Annotated in this window: 19 protein-coding genes; 1 reads left to right on the forward strand and 18 read right to left on the reverse strand. The window is 41.5% G+C overall.

All coding sequences use genetic code 11. The annotated features are described in order from the left end of the window. Window positions 1-119: 119 nt before the first annotated feature. The 9 genes from MFF31_RS08325 to MFF31_RS08365 form a co-directional block, all read right to left on the reverse strand. Entirely contained in the window at window positions 120-563 is a 444-nt protein-coding gene (locus tag MFF31_RS08325; protein ID WP_238187569.1) for an SMI1/KNR4 family protein, read from the reverse strand. Between the two features lie 41 nt (window positions 564-604). Further along, entirely contained in the window at window positions 605-1,813 is a 1,209-nt protein-coding gene (locus MFF31_RS08330) for a hypothetical protein (RefSeq protein WP_238187570.1), read from the reverse strand. A 123-nt stretch (window positions 1,814-1,936) separates the two neighbouring features. Further along, a complete protein-coding gene (locus tag MFF31_RS08335) occupies window positions 1,937-3,331 on the reverse strand; it encodes a hypothetical protein (protein WP_238187571.1) in 1,395 nt (464 codons plus the stop codon). Window positions 3,332-3,867: 536 nt separating this feature from the next. Next, window positions 3,868-4,233 carry a cupin domain-containing protein gene (locus MFF31_RS08340; RefSeq protein ID WP_238188529.1) on the reverse strand — a complete coding sequence of 122 codons (366 nt, stop codon included), beginning with the start codon at window positions 4,231-4,233 and terminating at the stop codon, window positions 3,868-3,870. A gap of 84 nt (window positions 4,234-4,317) precedes the next feature. Continuing rightward, complete coding sequence (locus tag MFF31_RS08345; RefSeq protein WP_238187572.1) at window positions 4,318-5,301, reverse strand: ABC transporter substrate-binding protein; 984 nt, start codon at window positions 5,299-5,301, stop codon at window positions 4,318-4,320. An 86-nt stretch (window positions 5,302-5,387) separates the two neighbouring features. Then, entirely contained in the window at window positions 5,388-6,215 is an 828-nt protein-coding gene (locus MFF31_RS08350) for a helix-turn-helix transcriptional regulator (protein ID WP_238187573.1), read from the reverse strand. Between the two features lie 435 nt (window positions 6,216-6,650). After that, window positions 6,651-6,965, reverse strand: a complete 315-nt coding sequence (locus MFF31_RS08355) for a DMT family transporter (protein ID WP_238187574.1) — start codon at window positions 6,963-6,965, stop codon at window positions 6,651-6,653. A gap of 2 nt (window positions 6,966-6,967) precedes the next feature. Then, window positions 6,968-7,306 carry a DMT family transporter gene (locus tag MFF31_RS08360; protein ID WP_238187575.1) on the reverse strand — a complete coding sequence of 113 codons (339 nt, stop codon included), beginning with the start codon at window positions 7,304-7,306 and terminating at the stop codon, window positions 6,968-6,970. A 547-nt stretch (window positions 7,307-7,853) separates the two neighbouring features. Beyond that, the gene (locus MFF31_RS08365; protein WP_238187576.1) at window positions 7,854-10,040 is read right to left on the reverse strand and encodes an S-layer homology domain-containing protein; all 2,187 of its coding nucleotides are present in this window, start codon (window positions 10,038-10,040) and stop codon (window positions 7,854-7,856) included. 482 nt (window positions 10,041-10,522) lie between these two features. Between MFF31_RS08365 and MFF31_RS08370 the strand changes: the two genes are divergently transcribed. Next, window positions 10,523-10,741, forward strand: coding sequence for a GyrI-like domain-containing protein (locus MFF31_RS08370; RefSeq protein ID WP_248565427.1), 219 nt, complete (start codon window positions 10,523-10,525; stop codon window positions 10,739-10,741). A gap of 589 nt (window positions 10,742-11,330) precedes the next feature. Here the strand turns inward: MFF31_RS08370 and MFF31_RS08375 are convergent. The 9 genes from MFF31_RS08375 to MFF31_RS08415 all read right to left on the reverse strand — a co-directional run bounded on the left by MFF31_RS08375 (window position 11,331) and on the right by MFF31_RS08415 (window position 20,940). Then, on the reverse strand, window positions 11,331-12,470 hold the full coding sequence (locus tag MFF31_RS08375; protein WP_375541281.1) for an agmatine deiminase family protein: 1,140 nt from the start codon (window positions 12,468-12,470) through the stop codon (window positions 11,331-11,333). A gap of 74 nt (window positions 12,471-12,544) precedes the next feature. Continuing rightward, a complete protein-coding gene (locus MFF31_RS08380) occupies window positions 12,545-13,363 on the reverse strand; it encodes a MerR family transcriptional regulator (protein WP_238187577.1) in 819 nt (272 codons plus the stop codon). A gap of 158 nt (window positions 13,364-13,521) precedes the next feature. Next, the gene (locus tag MFF31_RS08385; protein ID WP_238187578.1) at window positions 13,522-13,983 is read right to left on the reverse strand and encodes a DUF4386 family protein; all 462 of its coding nucleotides are present in this window, start codon (window positions 13,981-13,983) and stop codon (window positions 13,522-13,524) included. A 570-nt stretch (window positions 13,984-14,553) separates the two neighbouring features. Then, window positions 14,554-16,050, reverse strand: coding sequence for a class I adenylate-forming enzyme family protein (locus MFF31_RS08390; protein WP_238187579.1), 1,497 nt, complete (start codon window positions 16,048-16,050; stop codon window positions 14,554-14,556). 22 nt (window positions 16,051-16,072) lie between these two features. Further along, complete coding sequence (locus tag MFF31_RS08395; RefSeq protein ID WP_238187580.1) at window positions 16,073-17,374, reverse strand: amino acid racemase; 1,302 nt, start codon at window positions 17,372-17,374, stop codon at window positions 16,073-16,075. 14 nt (window positions 17,375-17,388) lie between these two features. Continuing rightward, window positions 17,389-18,216: a CPBP family intramembrane glutamic endopeptidase gene (locus MFF31_RS08400; RefSeq protein WP_238187581.1), complete on the reverse strand. Its 828-nt coding sequence runs from the start codon at window positions 18,214-18,216 to the stop codon at window positions 17,389-17,391. Further along, entirely contained in the window at window positions 18,213-18,788 is a 576-nt protein-coding gene (locus tag MFF31_RS08405; RefSeq protein WP_238187582.1) for a hypothetical protein, read from the reverse strand. The genes MFF31_RS08400 and MFF31_RS08405 overlap by 4 nt, the downstream gene beginning before the upstream one ends. Window positions 18,789-18,812: 24 nt before the next feature. Next, window positions 18,813-19,988: an ABC transporter permease gene (locus tag MFF31_RS08410; protein ID WP_238187583.1), complete on the reverse strand. Its 1,176-nt coding sequence runs from the start codon at window positions 19,986-19,988 to the stop codon at window positions 18,813-18,815. Between the two features lie 10 nt (window positions 19,989-19,998). Then, window positions 19,999-20,940, reverse strand: coding sequence for an ABC transporter ATP-binding protein (locus MFF31_RS08415; protein WP_238187584.1), 942 nt, complete (start codon window positions 20,938-20,940; stop codon window positions 19,999-20,001). Window positions 20,941-20,962: the final 22 nt, after the last annotated feature.

Raw genomic sequence — 20,962 nt, forward strand, 5'->3', positions numbered from 1 at the left:
CTATCATCTACTTTCCTCTAGTAATTCTACAGTTTCCTATATTCCACCAAGGTAACGGGTTTACCGCAATACGGCTGGACTCACAGGGTTGGCCAACTGAAAATACTGAATTGGAATACTCACCATTCATAAAAATTTTCCTCGATCAACGCTTCGAATGAATCCGCTAATAACTTGGACTCCCCAGTATCGTGATAGAAGATGAAAACCTTACCTGCCTGATTGATTATAATCGGATCTCCAGACCCATCCATAGAGATGACATAACCGGTTCGTAAAATCTCTGCAAAGGGAAGCTCCTTGAATTGCTCTCGGAACCCCAGGGTCAAATCGACAACCGTTTCTTTTCCGAGGCTAGAGCCATTAGAAAATGCATATACCGCAAGTCCCGCATACGCTCCACCAAACGTCCGGATAAAATGTACGTAGTCCTCATGAAAGCTTACACTCAGCCGTTGCTGTGCCTCAGCAATTTCCTCTTGGCTCGCCGGAATGCCTACTAGTGTGTGATTATCCTCTCGATGAAGGAAAATCTTTAATCTCTCCATTAACGCATCTTTCATAGTTTAATCGACCTCCATGCCAATTCATATTCTCACTTTAATTAGTAATCGCGAGCTGCATCGAACCAGCGTTGAGCCATCTCCTCCGTTATAGGCTGGTCGATCAGGTTGTCACATTGACTTAGTTGCCATACCGCTTCAGCAAGGTCTTCACGTTCAGTAGTTTCGATGCCTTTGAGGGTATTGAAGCGCACGGTGAAGGCGGTAATGGCTGCCTCGGCATCGGCAAAGCTGCGGGCTTGGGCCAGGGTTGCTTGTGTGATGCTATAAGCTTCGTTAGCTAGCTTGGCCTGACGTTTAGGCCAGGATGAGAAAGGGCGGCCGAATTCCGTCGTCCACCACTCAGGCTTTCGCAATTGGCTTACTGAAACATGTCCTGTCCAAGGGCGTGTTTTAGCACGTGTTTTTATTTGCTGTCTTAGGCGCTTACCCGTAATCTCTTCCACGTTGTAGGCGATAAATACGTCAAGCAACGCCCAAGTGTTTAAGGGTGGCAAGTCACCCAGATCAGGCATAAAGCGCAGCTCTAGATTCGTTAATTGACCATTGCGAGCCAACATATCCAAATCGCAGAAGTTCCCCCACAAACTCAATGAGTTTAGGTTTGGAAACCGGTCCAGACATTCTAGCGAGATGGGCTGTCCCAACGGCGAGTTGTGTAGCGTCAGGCTCGTCACCTGTTGTAACTCGCCCATGTCGGGTAGCAAGAAAGGAGCATCATTCCTGCGTCGGCTAGTACGTGGCGCTAATGTCAGAGAATATGGCATATTGCCAGTGCCCGAGAATCGTGATAGATCTCCGGACACACTCAGGCGATAATCTCGCTTCGGAAGCTTCAGGCTTAGACGTCCTCCAGACTGGTCCAACTGGATATGCAAGCCATGCAAATTGGACTTTCTAGCGTCCACCTCTGTGTCTGTAGATAAGATTGGAGTCCACGTCATCTCTTCAATGGGGCGTTTCTGTGCCCAGTCAAAGAAACTTACGTCACTGCCTGCATAATGCAGAAATCGGGGCCAAGGCGAGCCTGCCGGAGTAGCAAAAGCATCGAACACGGTCCAATCGATGTGCGCATCCGGTGCGACGTGAAGGTCTGTTTTCTTCCCCAATTGCGATGGTCCAATGGATAGACTGCCCACACCAGGCTGAATGGCAAGTGTGTGACTGCGAGGACCTGTTAGGTCGATGGGATAACGACCAGTTTCTTTAACAGATCCAGTAGGGGGGCGAGTTTGGTTATCATCTGACATTTCTATCATCCTTTCTACTAAATCATATCAAGCTATTTCGGCAAGTGCGGACATTAGTCTATGTCAAAAACGGCCCTTGAAGACAGAGTTCACATTTCAGAGCATACATCTTGCAAAATAAATCTAACTATTTACGCCTATTTCTATTTTCTGAGTAATAAATTGTTTAAATCTTGAAAAATACCGCTCTGATGCCTCCCAGCGCCTAAGGTTCAAATAGGAGATGTCCTGCTTACCATATTGATCAGGCGGCTGATAATGCCGAGAAATATAAGTTTCATTGTCCAGTGTATAAAAATAATACGCTCCATCAGGAGTCAGGATTTCAATTCGAGCATGTAGGTAGTCTCCGTCCTCGTCCGTGTGCGCTTGACGGAAGCTGTAACATTTTGATCCGTCCCAGAACCCGTCATTCTCTTCCTCTTCCGAATATAATTCCTGAATTACAGGGTGCTGCAAAATATCTTGCACATACTGTACCTCAATGTTGCGTAAATAAAGCTCAGCCATATTAGCGCAGGTGAGCAATATCGTCCAGCAATCGCTAAGCTCTGTTAGCTGCTCCTGAGACTCTTCTGTAATGTTCTCCCACTCAGCTCCTTCATCAACGGTTCTTCTCAACAAACCGACGGAATGATCATCTTCTACCCAAATATAATAGTGATGCCGGCTATCGTTTATATAAACGCTGAGATCCCGTTGATCTCCGTCAGCGTCAATATGTTTTTGCTGAACTTTGAAAAATACGTCCTGCTCCTGAAAATCAAACGATGGCTTGTCATTCGACATTAAAATAGACTGCGTCAATTTCAATATATTTTCCTCATTGATCGTGTTATGGGTAAAATAGACATGAACAATTTTCTCTCTTGTGAGGGAGTCATTTAATTTTTTTATTACAGAGCGCCCTTCTTTAATAACGGACACGAGCGTGTCGAAAGAAAAGTCGACATCCTCTTCTTCCATATCCAGAAAAACTTCATCGATCAACACTTCATGAATATCCACTGGCAGTTCATGAAGTATACCGTCCCCTTCCCACACATTTACTAGGCATGCAATCGATTTCGTTCCGTCTACTTTAACTTTGTACTGATCATCCTGAACTAAAACCGTAGCATTGAGATCACCTTTAACAATCGTTTCCCCATGATTGTAGGAGCCGCACAATATTTCCTCAATCATCATATTGCCTGAAACATATATTTCCTGACCGCCTACAGCTATATTTTTTGCACTTAAATTACCGATCACCATAAGTCCTATAGCGCCATCTGTTTCTTTATTATAGAGATTGCCTACAGTAAAATTCCCATCAATAAAAATGATAATTACCTCTTTGTGATGCGGGAAATGTTCCTCCCAATCCAGATTGAGAGAAGGCAGTGTCAAATCTCCTTCATAATAAGCAGCAAGTTGCTCGTCACTAAAATCTTGGTAAAACTTCGCCCACCAGGAGCCTTCCGGAAACTTATCTGCAAGTTGAGCAATAGGAATGAATTTGAAATCCATACTCATACATTGTTTTCCCTTCACATTAAAATTTCCATTATTTTCTCATATGTAAAAATTAGGGTCAATCTCAACTTTTCTATTGACTCCCCCCCCCCCCGTTAATGCGTTTGTAAATATTTTCAAAAATGCCGGCATAGTCGTTACGATGGATGAAGCAAAAGCAACCATGGGTATTTTAAAAATTGACCATATCCGTGCCATGCTTTCCATGCCGAGGGTGTCGGATGTGTGGAAGGACAAATACGGGCGTCCTCTTAACGAATAGGATGTAGAATCTTCGGTACGGAGCAGATTTTACGATTCCATCAATGAGCGAGCTGCCTGCGTTGATTGAACAAATCAATGACTTGTTATCGGAGGGCTGTAGACCCGGCTACTTAAACCAGCTCAAGTAGAGGCGCTATTTGTAATATGGCTCATTGTAACATCTATAGAACAAGATGAAGGACACCCTGATTGGGTGTCCTTCATTGTAGAGGCAGGGATTAAAACCGATATTTCTATTTTCTCATACATTGCATTCGTACTAGTAACAAACACTAGATCCAGGTATCATTGGATGCGTTTGCCTCGGATTCGGTACCGCCAGAGTTTACTTCGCTTCTTGGTTCTATCAACATAATGTGACATTCCTTTTCGGCGGAAGGCTTCATCTCGATTCCCTTCGGGACAATAATCATCTCACCCTTGGGAATTTTCACCTGGCCATCACGGAAATCTAGGATCATCTCCCCTTCGTGCACGATAAATACTTTATCGGTATCTTGATGAACATGCCACTCATAATCCCCAGCAATCTTAATGAGCTTAAATTGATAGTTATTCATTTCACCAATGACTTTCGGAGACCAAAGATCGTTGAATTTAGATAGCTTTTCATTTAGATTAATAGCTTGGTAAGTGATAATAACGTCTCCTTTTTTGATCTTCAATAAAATTGTTATTCGGATGTTGCACAAGATTGATGTCGATGGAATTTTCTCGACTTCTTAGCGCTTATTTAAGGCATTTATTATATTTTGTAAAGCATATTCGATAGCTAATGGGCCACCAGTAATAGCGGAAGTATCCATTAAATAGACATTTTCTTTCTTTACGGCATTCAGATTATTCCATATATTACTTTGTTTTAAGTCATTCATTAATTGTTCCTGTTTTGTAATTTCACCTATAAGGAAAATATGGTCTGCTTGAACAGTTGAAATTCCTTCAAACGTAGTAAGATTATTAGTAGCACTTATGATTGCATCATCTGGTGTAAGCCCAAGTCCCTTTTCTTTATCAAAAGCAAGTCTATAAACAGAATTTTCTTCACCTAAAAGATTGAATGTTTTTCCATCCCAAGACAATATAAGTGCTACTGTCTCTTCTTGAATCGACTTAAATGCTTCACGACCACTTATAATTTCTTTCATCATCTTAGCAATGACTTTTTCCGCTTCGTCTTCTTTTCCGATAATCTCGGCTACTGTACGGAGTCCATATTGCCAATCATCATGGATGTCCTTGGATTTTATCGTTATGACTGGTGCAATTTTTTCTAGTGAATCATACAATTTTTCATGATGTTCTGTTGCTAGAATAAAATCAGGCTCACTAGATAAAATTTTTTCATAATTAGGAGACGATTTATCTCCTAGTTCTTCAGATGAATCCATTTTTCCTTTCAAATAAGATAAAGAGGATAGATACTCCTTATCAGTAGAAGCAGCAGGCGGCTCACCTAATGCAACTAATATTTCAGGATAAAAAAACCACAGCGCAGCTATCTTTTCTGGTTTTTTCTCGATAACAATTTCTTTACCTAAGGCATCCTTAAATGTTCTTGGCCATTCAGTCGTCTCAACTCTAACTGCTGCTGTAGATGCAACTTCTGTAGTTGATCCTTTATTTTCAGCAGGCGTTTCAGTACAACCTGCTAATATGCCTGCTAATAATAGCATTGAGATTAACAGACCTTTAATCTTTGGCATACAAAATTCCTCCACCATAATGTTTTCTTCGATTAGCCATTATTATAGTAAAGTAATTTTTGGATTTGAATGGATGCCTGTTGAAATTAGGATGGATTATTGATGAACTTCTCTCGATATTCAGTAGGAGAAATACCAAATTGTTTTTTGAACACTCTACTAAAATAGAAGGGGTCATCAATCCCAACAGTATGTGCAATTTGTTGCACAGGTGCATCACTTGTAAATAACATTTCTTGTGCCATATTTATACGATATTTTAATATATATTCTGCGGGTCCCATGTCTACATGTCTTCTAAATACGTAAGAAAGTCGATTTCGATTAACGTTATATTGTTCTGCGAGCGATGTAATTGTAAGATTTTGATAATAGAAATCATGAATGTAAGTAGATACCCGTTCGAATAAAGTATGCGATTCGCAACTATTTTGTCTATTATCAACACATAATAAGGCTTCATTCAGCACATCGCGAAAGAGCATTTCGGTCTGAAACATTGAAATGCCTCCACGCTGATTATATACATGCCAAAGACGCGTAATTAATTCGATAAGACGAGGGGATTGTCCAGTCAATAATTCAAAATGCTGATGAGACAAGCTTGACTCTTCTAGTTCTGAGCTGCATATCCGGTATAAAACAAGAATATACTCCCAATTGGTGTTACCAAACAGTTTTTGGGCTAGTTTCATATTTGCGCCCCCATGCACAACTTTTCCAGGCGAAAGGATATATGGCGTTCCATTAAATTGAAATTGTGTCTTTCCTGTAAGTGGAAATACAAAACCAGGAAAAGAATCTGTATAATCTGCGTAAGGCACACCTGGATTTTTAGCATATCGATAGACCCCTTTTACCTGAAAAGGGGTGTGTGCAAGATGTTCTGCTAACTTATTAACGTCGATGTTCACATTGCATACCTCATTTCAATAGTAATTTGACGGTAATCTGGAAAGGTGAGCATGAGGGTAATCGTCTATTTTTACATTATTGATAACCGTTCTCATTGTCAACTTATATGATCAATAAAATAGAAATCATAGCAAAAAAACACGCCAAGTAGTGGCGTGTTTTTGCATGAAATGTGAATATTATTGATTAGGGCAGGTGAAAATACGTCCGTGGGTTTTACCTTGAGCGAATTGTTCCAGCACTTCATCGAGCTCACTAAAAGGAACTTAATTTCTCGGGTGAAAAGGGACATCCAATCAGTTATCCGTCATTTCGCACTATGAATGTTACGGTAATAGATAGCTTTGGAAAGCCCACGCTTCTACAAAAACGTGGGCTTCTCTACAATTCGAGACGAAGGATGACGTCCTTCTTCCATCTATATCACGCCTGTTTTAGGCGATCATTTTCAAGCCTATAGCTGCTGTTAATACCATCGCTATAAACATAATACGTCTCCAGTCCTTGGACTCCCCGTAGAAGAACATACCGACGAGCGCTCCCCCTACTGTACCAATTCCTGTCCAAACTGCGTAAGCAGTGCCCATTGGCAGAGTTAACATAGCTTGACTTAGGAGTAGGAAACTCGTTAAAAAACCTGTAATAAATACGATAACTGCCATTGCATTCTTATTTTTAACGATAAGGTTCATACCTGTAACTCCAACAACCTCCGACAAACCCGCGATAAAAAGGAATAACCAGCCCATTGTTATGCAACTCCCTTTTTATGAGGTTCTTTAGTGACAATCTTAAGTCCTAGCACACCTGTTAATAGTAAAAGAATTAGACCGATCTTCAGTGCTTGAAAAGGTTCACCGAATACAAACATTTCTACCAAAACAGTTCCTGTTGTTCCGAGTCCCGTAAAGACGGCATAGACCGTTCCCACCGGCAATTTAAGGCATGCCAGAACAGCGAATAGAAAGGATACACCAATACCTATAATAGTTGCTATCCATAGAAGCAACGAATCAGAATGTTTCAAACCGATCACCCAGAATACTTCAATAAATGCTCCAATAAACACTAAAGCCCAGCTGCGTCCCATCTCAAACTCCCTTTACTCTGTTTTTATACAATGCCAATATACAAATTATGTGTGTAAACGTACCAAGCTCTCTACTATGGCTCCACCTTATTTGAATGTAATAAATCTAGCGGTGATGAATTTCCACACTGTCCTGCCTCCTTTGCTATAAGAGCGAATTTAAACTCATTTGGAAGTGATATAACTGTAATCGCATTCTGACCCCTATGGTAGTGTCAATTATAAATATTATTATAGGGTCAGATTTAATTGTGAGGAGACCAACCTATGGTAAGAACGTTCGCAAACTTGCATATCAAGTTGAAAAACCGTGAGAAGAATGAATAATGAATGAGAAGTGAATATGCACAATGTCTAATAGAGTCATTCGGAGTGTGAAAAGAGGAACATTGCTCATTCCGCACATCAGAATGAAATGGCGAACTGAAATACGGGTCCATGTACAGCCATAAAAACAGCCCCTCCAAGGTCACTCATTCCTTATCGTGACATAAGGTTTTGAGCGACTGCTTAAAGGGGCTGATAACAAGTTATAGATTCATTTTGTTTATTGAGCGATGTTATGAGACAAACGTTCAACGATCGTTGCCACTTCGGCACGAGTCACTGATTCCGTAGGATTAATTCTACCATTTCCATTTCCTATCAAGAGCTTGCTGTCAATTGCCCATTGCATAGCATCAATAGCCCACGGGGAAACACGATGATGATCAGTAAAGCTAGATAGCGATTGATTGGTGCTGATATCAAGATTTAATGTCTTGGCAAAGTTAAAGCAGATTAATGCAAGCTGCTCGCGAGTAATGGATTGCTTAGGAGCGAAGGTGTTGCCGCCAATCCCTTGCACAATACGATTACTACTCGCCCACGCTACAGCGTCATAGTAGTAGTCATCAGTGGCTACATCATTGAAGCCGATCGAGTCGTCTCCTGTTGGCTTGTCTGCTAGTCGGTGAAGCACAGTTGCAAACATACCCCGCGTCATTGTACTGTTAGGACTAAAAGTAGTACTTGATGTGCCCGTGAATAGTTCATTTTTCACAACAAAGTCGATCGCTGAAGCTGCCCAGTGGTTGCCCACATCAGTGAAATCATTCTGCTCCGTAACATCAACGAAAATCGGGTTCGAATAGAACCACAAACCTGCATAGTTACGGTCATTTATCATGTTGAAGCGCTTTTCATTATCTTCGATATGGTCAAAGGATTGATCTTGAAGCGGCTCTCCATTTTTTGTGTAACCTTCGACATTGACATCAAGGTTTGTCCCACGCAAACGATAATAGCGGTCCTTATCTGCAGGTACGGTAAATGTAATGGAATAATAGCCGTCTGCATCAGGTTTTCCCCAATCTGCTTCGGTAAAACGTTTAATAACTTTGGTTGTTTCATTTGTTGTATCTCCATACTCGCTTTTGTCGAGTTTGCCAGTTACTTCTCCAGAAATAAGATCAATATGATCGACTTTTACGTCATTCGTTACAGCAGTAGCATGCTCGCTAATTGGAGCGTAATTATTGTTCTTCGGGCTCTTGAATCGAATGCTTACGGTCGTGTTTTCGCCTTCAGCAACTTGCAATTGTTCGCCCATTTCAGCTTGTTCGCCACTTCCGCTTGCTTTAAAGTCGAGGGCATCAATAAGGTCACCATATACGGAGAAGGATTTACCAGAACGCATGCCATCTACGACATCATTAAAGCTATTTCCATCAACCCATGTATAGTTCCGAGAGTATTCACTTGGCCAATAGCCGCTTGAATATTTACGATTGCTACTTACTTTAAAATGATGATCCGAGTTCGTAAAGTTCCAGAATTGGCGGCCTTCACCGAGCAATGCATCCCACATTCCTCCGACCTGTGCGATCATTACATCGGCTCCACCGTAAATGTCAGTCATCTCGGCTCTATTTCCACTTGATGCCATTTGTCCCCCAGGCATTCCTTCCATACCGAATACAATGTCAGGTGCAATATCGTTCATCTTACGAAGGTCTTCAATGGTAACTACGCCGGACTCGCTACCGTTATGACGGGAAGGATGGTTCGGCAATACGATGCTTTCGGGGTAGTTATTTTTAAGCCATGCGATGGCTTCAAAGGTTTTATCTTTATTTAACTTCAGCTCGTCCTTAGCCAGTCTGGGTCCAAAAAGTTTTTCCTCATTGGAATGAAACTGATCATTACTTGTGTCGTAGCTGTACAGCCATTCGAATTGACGGATTGCTTCGACAGGTACGGCATCGTCATTTGAATCAACAATAGCGACCGAACCGTGATCAAGTCCCATCATATCCCACTCAAAGCCAGGATAGATGATCTTATTTGCATATTTTCCTGAGGCCTGCAGCTGTTCCAGCTTCGCTTGCTGATCACGGATCGCCTCCCATCTAGCAGTAGGTTTTTTATTGCCGTCTGGATCACGTGGTGAATTACGTAAATGATCGGAAAGCATAAGGAAATTGAACGGCTTGCCGTAAGTGAAGGAAGTAATTGTTTCAGCTGGTAATTGATCAAGGTCTTCGCGGAATGCAGCGTTCAACACATTTTCCAGCTTCATGAATGGTTCTGATGCATCGCTTGATTGAACGGTATGAGTGTGGTATTCGCCAGTCATCCATTTGCCTGTAGATGGAGCATAGGCATCTGCTTTCACGGAATGAATCGCAACGGTTTGGGATAGCAACAGAACGGCTATAGAGCCGCAGATTAAGGATTTGAATCTGTTCTTCATGATAGTAGTTTCCTCGCTCTCCATTTTAAACACAGAAAATAATTTTCTAGTAATAGGAGTATCTTAATAGAAGTTTGTAAACACAGATCGCACATTATATAAATAAATCGTAAACGACGCAAACCTTGTATTCGAAAAATTAATGGAACAGGAGTGGATGCTGCTAGTAAACCTTTAAAAATAGATGAATAGTGAAGATTAGATTAGTATGATAATGCAGTCGAAGTCGCCAAGGAAGTAGGTAGTTCTACGCTTTCGACGCAGCTTCCCAGCAGCCCGCCGCCTGCACAGATAATTTAAAGGATTTTTTTGGTAAATGTAGAATACTACTCAAAAATATGGTTTAGGGGGGCTATGTGGTGACTATAAAAATTATTGAAAGAGAGCCATTTCGTATCATTGGAACAAAGGTAGAAACTTTATAGCAAGAGACCAGAGAGCAACAGATAATTCCTAAGTATTAGCAATCGTTTAATGAACGATTGACTGAGGTGACGGGTACTCAGTTACCCCGATTACAATATGGCGTTTTCATAGACCCGCCCAATTACAATCCCGATACGGATACGTTTACATGGATAGCTGGAGTTGAAGTTACAGCTGATGCCGTACCGCCAGAAGGTATGATTTCATACAAACTCCCGCAAGCAACTTACGCTGTTTTGGGAATATCAAGGGGAGAATGGTGGAGCTGCTTATAATGAATTATACAAATGAATATATAATAATTCAGATTATGAGCTTGCAGGTGCTTATGGGTTCAAAATGTATTCGGCAGTACAAGCTCCTTTAGAACAAGGAGTTGTACATTTCTCATTACATTTTTCAATTAGGAAAAAGTAGCTTAACAGTAAACAATAGTTGAATAAATCGTGTGTAGAAGTAAAAGGCCATCCAGCAGAGGGTGGCCTTAAAACTTGCCGTTGCAGACAGTGCGGAGAGTCTTATCACCCTCCCGGTTCAGCTCTAAATCATAAGTAACGTCAAGATTTGGGAAGGCTACAGAAAGATCTTAATAGCGTGGTCGGCATAGACATTCAGGGGGGTCCTAATGTGGGCATTATATCGAATTGCAATATCACTAGTGACAGCAGATGGATGGGTGGATTATCCTTGCAATCGGAGCATATCGATCTGACACGCTAAACCTATTCAGTTGCGTTGCATTGGCGCTTATGTCTTCACTTCCGTTAGGCGTATTAAAAGGCACGACCATGTTTTCGGTCAAGCAGGATAAACTCGTGATTATTTGAGATCAAAAAAGCCATCCCGCAAAAGGATGGCTCAAAATCATTTCAAACTAATGGGTTGTTGTTGTGTGACACAATGTATCATACCACCGTCTTTATAGAGCTCTCGTATATCAATTCCAACAACTTCACGGTCAGGATAAAGCTTTTGGATTACGTCGTTTGCTATTTTATCATGGGGATCATTATAGTTTGGAACGAGCACTACGGCATTGCCAACATAATAATTGATATATGAGCCTTTGTATCCCAGGTTTTCTCCATTATCCAGAACGACATTGTTTTTGCTAATCGGCAGATATTCAAACTTATAAGGTTTGTTGGATCTATTTTTAGCGTTCATTAGGGTGGTAAAATCCTTATTTGTGAGACCTGACTCCTCTAAATCAGCCCTGTTCATCGTAACCAATGTCGATTGATTATAGAACTTCGCGATTCCATCAATATGAAAGTCTGTAATATCCAAACCTGCTACACCATCTAGCCAAATGAAGTTAGTAACGCCAAGGTTCTCTGCAACGTACTTCTCAATTTCTGCTTCTGATAACTTAGCATTTCGATTTTTATTCGTAACAGAACTACGTGTTGATAAGAATGTTCCGTTGCCATCTAGCTCAAATGCTCCGCCTTCAAGAACAACGTTATTGAGATCAATATTCTCCATGCCTAATTGCTTGCTAAGTTTTTTTGAAATTGCTGCGTCTTTTTTATATGGCGTCTTTTTGCCCCAGCCATTAAATCCCCAGTCCATCAATTTCATATTGTTGTTTTTGTCGTATACAAAAATAGGCGCGGTATCTCTTGCCCATACGTCGTCAGTGGGGACAATGTAGAAGTCGATTTTATCCATATCGATGCCTTCATCATATAGAAGATCATAAATATAGTTCTGCTCATATTTATTATAGGCGATAATATGAACATTTTCCCCTTCGCTTAAAGCGGCTGTCATCTCGATCCAAATCATCTCGAGGTTTTCTTTATGACCTTCACCATACGTGTAGTTATGAGGCCATTGCAACCAAGTGCCTTCATGTTTGCTACTTTCTTCGGGCATTGTATATTTGCCAACGATTTGTTTCTTTACAGTCTGAGCCTCAGTAGCATGGCTTTGAGTACATCCCATTAAGGTTCCAGTCATTAATACTCCCCCTAAACACAACGCGATTATTTTTTTCATCTGATGTTCTCCCTTTGTAGGATAGCTTGCTCTTGAAGTAGAATAAACGTTGACATTGTGTGAAGGTCAAGGGGTTATTTTTTGATGATAGGAAAACAGACCAGTGTTACAAACTCCTCTGGAGAGCAGTCACATTCTAGTCCCTTTAAGTAAGTTTCGTAAGGAGGCCCATCGAGACGATAGCCGTTGTTTGCTATCCACTCTTCAAGTGCCATATGTGCATATCCGATATAGTCGTAACTCCCTATATGGATTGTAGTAGCAATAATTTTTTCGGGCAGCTTTTCGATTCGGTATTCTTTTGGAGCATCTTGGTCAAGTCCCTGAAAGATCGGGATCATCAATTCAATGTCACAATCGTCAGAGGTGAATTCTTCTTCCCAAAAAGTGGCGGAAGGAGAGCCGAGCAACTGAATATGTTTTTCTTCCGCTTTTTCGTATAAGGAATCGATGTATTTGTCCATATCAACAATGTTAATCCGTAATCTTTGGCTTATGACCATTATCTCGTTTCTTATGCCGAACAATACATCATAAGTTCTTTTTTCTCCGAGAATCATATCCGCTTTCTGTTCGATGACCCCTTGTATTTCAGCAATGATCCCTTTATATTGATTCATTTCGCTCGATAATTCACGTATCTTTAAGTGCAAAAATTTGTTCATTGATTTCTCATCTGTGATTAGAAGCATCGTTTTAATTTCCGGCAAGGAAAATTTATATTCCCTCAGTTTCTTAATTCGTAATGCCGTTTCTAATTGATTTTTCTCATAGTATCTGTAACCGTTCGTGGCATCTACATGTATGGGTTTTAGAAGTTGTTCCTTGTCGTAGTGTCGCAACATACGTGTACTCATTTTGCAAAGCTGAGAAAATCTGCTGATTGTGTACATAGTTCTCACTTCCTCAGTTCTTCCTTTGTTTAATTGCATTGTAGGCAAATGGCATTATTATCGTAAGTATGCATCATTTCAGCTTTCCATACACGGAAATTATGCATACTCAGCGATTGGATGAAAGGAGTTGCTGAACTGCCGTCCGCCTTCGATAACTAATTGGGTACAGAATCTTGTTCGACCCGATTGAATCCTTTCATGATTAGCCATATAGCCAAAACAAATGCCAGTGTCGTAGCCACATGGTTCACCAAATTACGTCCTTCTCTTAACAATCCGCCTAGCATTTGGAAATGAGATACATCCAAAGTTCCAACTCTTGCAAATTCGTCGCTTAATGTCAGTAGCAGAAGAAGAATGATTACACCAATAATAATGAACACACCAGCAATGATGCCGAAGGCAACAGATCCAAGAGCTAAACCTTTATAGTACTTACTTAAAATCGGATATATTGAAATAGGATAACCCACATATGCAGCAACCATTAACAACTGAAAAAACGCTCCTATTAGTACCTGATTTTCATTTGTAGAAGCCCTGACAAGATAGTCTACTCCATCTATGACAGGAACTACACTAAATATACCAGCAACCAGCCCGACTATTAATAACACACTCCTTTTCTATAAAAGCGTAATTGAACGATACGTCCCAGAAGATCGGATAAAAAACCGTAGATGATTAATATAAGAAATGTTAAGTAAGTTGGAATTTCAATAACGAGAGGAATCACGGGCAATAAATATCCGAAGAAAAACACATAAAGCGAAATTTTGTCTGCCTTCTTCGGCATTATTTATCGCTTATAAAGTGTAAAGGGAGTAGATGAGTATATTGCTGCTGATGGTGGCTTATATCTAGTTTATGCTTACACTTTCAGATATAACCACAGCACATCTTGAGACAGACTATGAGTTGCATCTTAGTGATAGCAATTAAAATATACACAATCCTACTGCATGTATTATAAAGTGAACAAAAAATAAGTTTTTTGTTCAGTTAGTAGGAGAGCAGAATAACCGTATCTCAAAAAGAAAGCCATCCCCAAAAAGGGATGGACTTAAAATGTGCCGTTACAGACAACATGGAAAAGCGTATGGAAACTGAAAGCAATGACAAAATTGCCAGTGCTAGGGATAGCGTCCCGTCTATGAATGCCAGATGCCGCCTTAGTTTGTTTATTTTTATAACGTAAGTAGCTCCTGGTATTGTTTCAATAGATCATGTCGATTGATTTTGCCCGCATTGTTATAAGGCATGACGCTCAAAATAATAATATCTTTCGGTATTTTGTACGCAGGTAAATTGTCCTGACAAATAGAATGAATGATCATTTGAAGATCAGCAGAGCCTTGCAAACCGTCCCTCGCTTTTACGAAGGCGACCGGAACCTCTCCCTCTGCTAGATTGGGGATTCCCAATACTTTGGCATCTTCAATTTCTGAAATCCGTTCCAGTACGCTTTCAACCTCGGAAGCATAAAAAATTAATCCGCTTCTGTTAATAGCGTCTTGCTTGCGGCCCAACAAAAATAAATAACCATCATCGTCTAAGTAGCCCATATCTCCTGTTCTTAGAAAGGTACCGTAAAATGTTTCCGAAGTTAGCTGCGGTTCCGAATAATACTCACGCATCGAATGCTTCGATTGAACACACACTTCTCCAGTGCACCCAGCTTGTAAACAGTTTCCTTCATCGTCCATTATCTGAACGGTCACAAAAAAATCTGGCCTGCCGGCCGATTGTTCCTTTTCGAGCCACTCCATGCTGTCCGTTGAGGAAATACCACCAGCCTCACTGGTACCGTAAAAGTCTATAAACAGCACCTCTGGAAAGTAACGACTCGCGTTTTTTTTGAATTCATACGACGTGGATCTGCCGGTAGTCATGACTTCTTGTAGACAATTCGGCATAGTCTTACCATGGGTATTTAGCCATGTAACCATTTCCATGAGATCGGTTGGGCCGGAGATCATATGGGACACAGAATGAAGATTCGTCATATCATATATGCCTGATGGCTCTGGATCGCGCAGTAGTAAGATAGTATTGCCGTCGGATAGAATGGTGGTAGCCAACGTCAAATGAGATCGGAAAAAAAGAGGTCTTATCATCAAATAATTTACGGTACTTTCGCTGAAGTAATTTTCGGGCACATCTATAAAAAAGTTACGGTGAGTGACCACAATTCCTTTTGGAGTGCCCGTTGTCCCGGATGTGAAGAAGAGTAACTCTCTTTCTCCAGTGGAGGATCCCCAGCAGGTTGGTAGAGTGGAATGTTCGGATAACTCCAGTTCCATATCTTCGACTTCCATTGTCATCATCTGGTCGTAACCCGGAATGGTCCCACAATCCATATCACGTTCCGTAATTAGCAATTTGCATTCCGCTCTCTGATAAATCGTTTGAACCCCAAACAAATTGTGGTAATTCAAAGGAATTGCTACAGCATCTAGTTTAATGAGGGCAATGATTGTCTCCATATAAGCTGTACTGTTTTTCATCAGAATCATTACTTTGTCGCCAGATTGGATTCCAAATTTTTGCGAAAGCAGATGAGCCCATTGATCTGTACGACGAAATAATTCGGAATAGGTTACGCTTCGCTGTTCGTCTACAACAGCTTGTCTATTCGGCAAATATTTTGCGTTTTTTTCCAACCTCTCGATAAAGGCCCGCATACGTCTCGATCACCTCTCGCGGTTAATAGCGTACTGACATTTCTTCCATTAATTTAACTGCCTTTGCATTTTCGGGATGAATGGATAATGCTCTCTCCAAGTAATGCTTTGTATTCATTCGATCAGCCAGCTTCAGATATCCTTGTGCAACGGCAAAATTGATATCAAAATCGTCGAAGTTGTTTTCGATACAGAAGAGAAGCTCTTGTACCCCTTGTTGAACATTGCCCCCAAATTGTTCTGGTGTATTCAATAGTTTCATACCGTTGATACGGCGGACGAGTGTCCAATTAGGTGCTAATTTCAGAGCCAGTTTCGTTTCCTTCTCCATTCGTGGCAACAGCTTCATTTTTAGAATTAGGCTGGAGCTCTCAAGCATAAGTCCGTAAGAGAGAGCAAGTAAGCCTCGTGCTTCTGGATGATTGGGTTCAAGAATGATGGCTTCTTGTAACAATGCCTGTGCTTTCTTGAAATCCTTGGCCTCCATGCATATTCTGCTTTCTTCGAGCAGCGTTCGAGTCTCGGGATTGTTAACCTCGAATCGGTGATCATGATGCAGTATTGTGTTGAGAGAGGCATCGCTGCTTGCCGAATCTGGACGTATAGTCGCTAAATCGGTATCGTTTGTTTTGCTTTCTATCTCTCTTAGTCCGAATGCATATTCAAGTGCCTTGGATGCTAGAACAGCCGTTGAGTCGATGCAGGGCAAGTCCGAATTATCCGAGTTGAGTGCGATCGATAATTCGGTACAACCTAGCAGAATAGCTTCACTTCCCTGCTGCTTAACCTCACGAATGACGGATAATAAATACTCTTGGGATACATTGCTGACAAAACCGTTTAGCAACTCACTCGCAATAATATGATCAATTTTTTCATTCTGTTCGGTAGTGGGTTCGATGATATCGATGCCAAATTTATCGAATGCATCGTTATATATGCCGTACTCCGTGGTGGTGAAAGTTCCAAAGACAGTAAGTTTTTTTCTCCCCTGAAGGATGCATTCTTCGACTGTTAAATCAATAATATTTAATAAGGGGATGGGGGATTTCTCAAGGACTTTTCCATATGCATAATGGACAGTATTGGCTGCAATAACGGCAAATTCAGCCCCTGAGGCATGAACTCTCCCAATTGAATCCAATAAATTATGGACCAGTATATCGAAGTCCGCGACATTATAGTCAGAGTAGGAATGATTATGTACGGAGATCTGCGGATGGATTCCGTGCATATTCATTGACTCTACGGCAATTTGTTTATAACAGAGCGATGCTCCTACGGCCGTTACCCCGACAATTCCTACATGCTTCGGTTTGTTCAACGTATATAACCCTCCTAAGGTAAAAATTGACGATGAATAAAGCTAAAAAACATCCAAAAGTTCAAAACAAAATGAAAAATTAGAATCGGCAGTAAACCACCGCTTCTTATTACCAATGCACCCATATACATTCCTCCTGCGGCATACGCCAAACATACGAGCCATGGCAAGCCGAAGGAGTAATGGTACAAGCCAAAAATCGTACTAATTACGATAAGTCCAGTTTTTTCACCAAAAAATTTGATATATCTCGGCATGATGAGTCCGCGCCAAACAGTTTCTTCAAGAACGGAGTTCACAAAAGCAAACAAAAAGGAATACATCACGACTTTCATGATATTGCCGGATATAAAGATTGAATAATCGATAAATGCGAGAAAGACAATAATATTAGCCGAGGAGGCGATTAGTACGAACTTCCACACCGGGACGTTATCACCATACCAAATAAATGGCAGCTTAATAATGGCCCGGAAATTGCCTACCGCTGGGCGGGGTAGCTTTTCTTTTAGTCCTGCAATAAGTAGAATCATGCCAAGCACATAGACAAGAAGGTAGAGGCGATTTAGTATTAGCACCATCTCATGGGAAAGGCCGAAGTTTTCTAATATAGTGCTTTCATATCCAACAACCATCGCTAGATTACCTGCTGATATTACTGCAATTGTGCCTAGTATGGATTTGAACCGACGAGGTACGACGAAAACAGAGACGGACAGTACAAGGACAAGCATTGCCCCCCATCTTATATCCGCCAAAAGGCTTCCTATCGTGACAAAGATGAGAAACATGATGAAGGTGAAGTTTAACAAGCTATTGGCATTACCTGCACGGTTGCTCATCGTACCTTCTCCAACTCAGTCAAACTCATGTCTCTGGAGCGAAGATAGCACTCTACCAATTTGGGGTTGAAGTACTCCAGCAATTCCATGCCTGATTCTTCATAACCGGAGAAATGAACCGAGTAGGTCTTATAGGGAACCATGGTGCTTTGTTTAGAAAATTGTGTATCCACAGGCGTACCCTTCAGGTTAATTGTTTCGTCTGGCGACCGCCAACCGGAAGATTTAACTGTCCTTCGGCTAAATACGTTCAGCTTTTTTATGATTTTACCTATCGGTTTATTTTCTTGCAGCAGTTCATCCAGCAAATCCTTAGGCATGAACTCTGGCTTCAGGAATACGAAATTATGTGAAATGGCAGTGCCGAATGAATCGAGAAGAACGGACTCTCTATAAATCATATTGAGGTCCGCAATGCTCGGCTGCATAACTTCCTGCCGTATGATCATTGGAGTCAAGGAGTCATTGACTATGGTCTCCAACAGATCAGTTGTTCTGCCATCAGAAACCATAACCAGCTCAAAGATCAATGCGGATACGGAGTCGCGGGGCGCTTGATCGAAATCCCCCATAATGTCATACCTCCTTGTTAACAATCAATTAAATCGGTTTCTCCATATGCCTATTGTTAAAAATGCAGCTCCAAACCCCAGTAACGCCAGCACATTAGGCCATACAGCCTCGATTCCCAGCCCCCTTACCAACACATCCTGATATCCAGTTAATGCCCATGCATGGGGGGTGATCAGTGCAATTGTTTGCATTACATCGGGCATTACAAACAAGGGAACCATTGTACCTCCGAGTGCAGCCAATGTGAGAATGATCATGACGGATGCTCCGGAGATTTGAGCCTCAGTCTTAAATAAAGCTGCAATCATCATAGCCATACAAGTACTCGCCCATACGAGTGCAATCGAAACGAAGATGAGTCCTCCTATTGACGAACCTAGCTGCATACCAAATACTACATAACCTATGGTAAACAACAAAAGCACCTGAATCAGTCCCAAGAGAAAATTAGGAATCATTTTGCCAACAAACAGTGTTGTTCTGCTTATCGGCGAGCTTAGTATCCTTCTGAAGGTACCTTCATTTTTCTCCTGAATGAACGAACGTCCGGCAAACATCACGATAAAAAATGCAAACATAACTGTATATCCGGGGACATTCTGTGTTAAGGCATTTGGTTTGGGTGCTTCTATTCCGTTGGTTGATGCGGTTAAATCGAGCGCTACTATTGGTTTGGACATATCCTGCTGTATTTGCATGAATATTTCCTTTTTGTCGGGAGCAGCATTTGCTGCCCTGAAAGATAGCGAGTAAGAGGAGATTGCCCCCTTAAGGGCTTGTCCGATTATATCAACTACGCTACTTTGCGCTTGGTCCTGATATGCCGCAAGAGCGATGTTCTTGCCCTCATGCAAGCTTGCGGCGAATCCTGCTGGAATGATGAAGCCTATAGGATAGTCTCCATCTTGTACACGTTTCGCCAAAACTTCCTCTGTCAGTTTTTTTCCTTCGACTTCGGTCAGTATGGATAACGTACCGTTAAGCTGCAACTGTTGCACCAATGCTTGAGATTCCTTCGAGATGTCATTGTCCATCACCAGAACTTCAAAGACCTTCTCGGAATCATCCTCGTACATAGGTTTTAGTGCGAAGCTCATTACGCTGATGAACATAATAGGGAGCAGGAAGAGAACAACAAGAGCCCCACGGTCTTTGAACAGCAGTCGCAAGTCCTTCTTAACCAATGAGAATAAAACCACGTTCGCCCTCCTATTCTCTAAGTTTTTTCCCCGTTAGCTTCAGAAACAATGTTTCCAAAGTAGGCGGGAGAATATTTAGCTGAACCATTTTACATTGATGTTCTTCAAGACAATCTAATATCTTTTTAAGCGCATTTTTGGAATCCTTTACTAACATGGTCACCACTTGTTTGTCCAAATCTGCTTCAGCAATGTCACTCAAATTACGAAGTTTCTGCAACACCGTATCGAAACGATCTTGATCACCTTCGAGCTCGAAGGACAACAATCCATCATAAACTTGCGATACAAGTTGCTTAATTGAATCCATCACGAGAATACGGCCACTGTCCATAATAGCTGCACGATCACATAGCAGATTTACCTCTTCCATGTAGTGCGTTGTATAGAGAATGGTCATGCCCTCATTACTCATCTGCCGAATCAATTCGTAGATATGGTTTCTTGATTGGGGATCGATGCCCACGGTTGGTTCGTCCATGAACAGCACCTCAGGGTCATGTAGAATAGAGGCAGCTATATTTAGTCGTCGCTTCATTCCTCCCGAGTAGTTGCGGACTGGTTCCTTGGCCCGCTCGGTTAATCCGACGCGCTCTAGCACTTCCTTTACCTTTTGGGTTAATCGCGGTTTGCTCATAGAGTAGAGAGATCCGAAGAAGTGTAGATTCTCGTAAGCATTAAGTCCGTCATACAGGGCAATTTCTTGAGGTACGACGCCAATCTTCCCTTTGATTACTTTTTCATTCTCTTGAATGTCATCGCCAGAAATAAAAATTTGACCGCTCGTGGGACGAATTTGGCAGCTAAGCATGGAAATTGTCGTGCTTTTCCCTGCTCCATTCGGCCCAAGCAACCCAAATATTTCTCCTTTTTCGAGAGAAAAGCTGATGCCGTTTACGACCATTGTATGATTAAAGCTTTTGATCAGGTTCTCGCATCTTAACGTTATCACTTGCGCGCTCCCTCCCAAATGA

Source organism: Paenibacillus sp. L3-i20, from assembly GCF_022180385.2.
In the GTDB taxonomy this organism is placed as follows: Bacteria; Bacillota; Bacilli; order Paenibacillales; family Paenibacillaceae; genus Pristimantibacillus.

Bases quoted from the DNA above. Each gene is read 5' to 3' on its own strand.
- MFF31_RS08325 (WP_238187569.1), bottom strand. From the start codon at position 563: ATGAAAGATGCGTTAATGGAGAGATTAAAGATTTTCCTTCATCGAGAG.
- MFF31_RS08330 (WP_238187570.1), bottom strand. From the start codon at position 1,813: ATGTCAGATGATAACCAAACTCGCCCCCCTACTGGATCTGTTAAAGAA.
- MFF31_RS08335 (WP_238187571.1), bottom strand. From the start codon at position 3,331: ATGAGTATGGATTTCAAATTCATTCCTATTGCTCAACTTGCAGATAAG.
- MFF31_RS08345 (WP_238187572.1), bottom strand. From the start codon at position 5,301: ATGCCAAAGATTAAAGGTCTGTTAATCTCAATGCTATTATTAGCAGGC.
- MFF31_RS08355 (WP_238187574.1), bottom strand. From the start codon at position 6,965: ATGGGCTGGTTATTCCTTTTTATCGCGGGTTTGTCGGAGGTTGTTGGA.
- MFF31_RS08360 (WP_238187575.1), bottom strand. From the start codon at position 7,306: ATGGGACGCAGCTGGGCTTTAGTGTTTATTGGAGCATTTATTGAAGTA.
- MFF31_RS08365 (WP_238187576.1), bottom strand. From the start codon at position 10,040: ATGAAGAACAGATTCAAATCCTTAATCTGCGGCTCTATAGCCGTTCTG.
- MFF31_RS08375 (WP_375541281.1), bottom strand. From the start codon at position 12,470: ATGAAAAAAATAATCGCGTTGTGTTTAGGGGGAGTATTAATGACTGGA.
- MFF31_RS08380 (WP_238187577.1), bottom strand. From the start codon at position 13,363: ATGTACACAATCAGCAGATTTTCTCAGCTTTGCAAAATGAGTACACGT.
- MFF31_RS08390 (WP_238187579.1), bottom strand. From the start codon at position 16,050: ATGCGGGCCTTTATCGAGAGGTTGGAAAAAAACGCAAAATATTTGCCG.
- MFF31_RS08400 (WP_238187581.1), bottom strand. From the start codon at position 18,216: ATGAGCAACCGTGCAGGTAATGCCAATAGCTTGTTAAACTTCACCTTC.
- MFF31_RS08405 (WP_238187582.1), bottom strand. From the start codon at position 18,788: ATGGGGGATTTCGATCAAGCGCCCCGCGACTCCGTATCCGCATTGATC.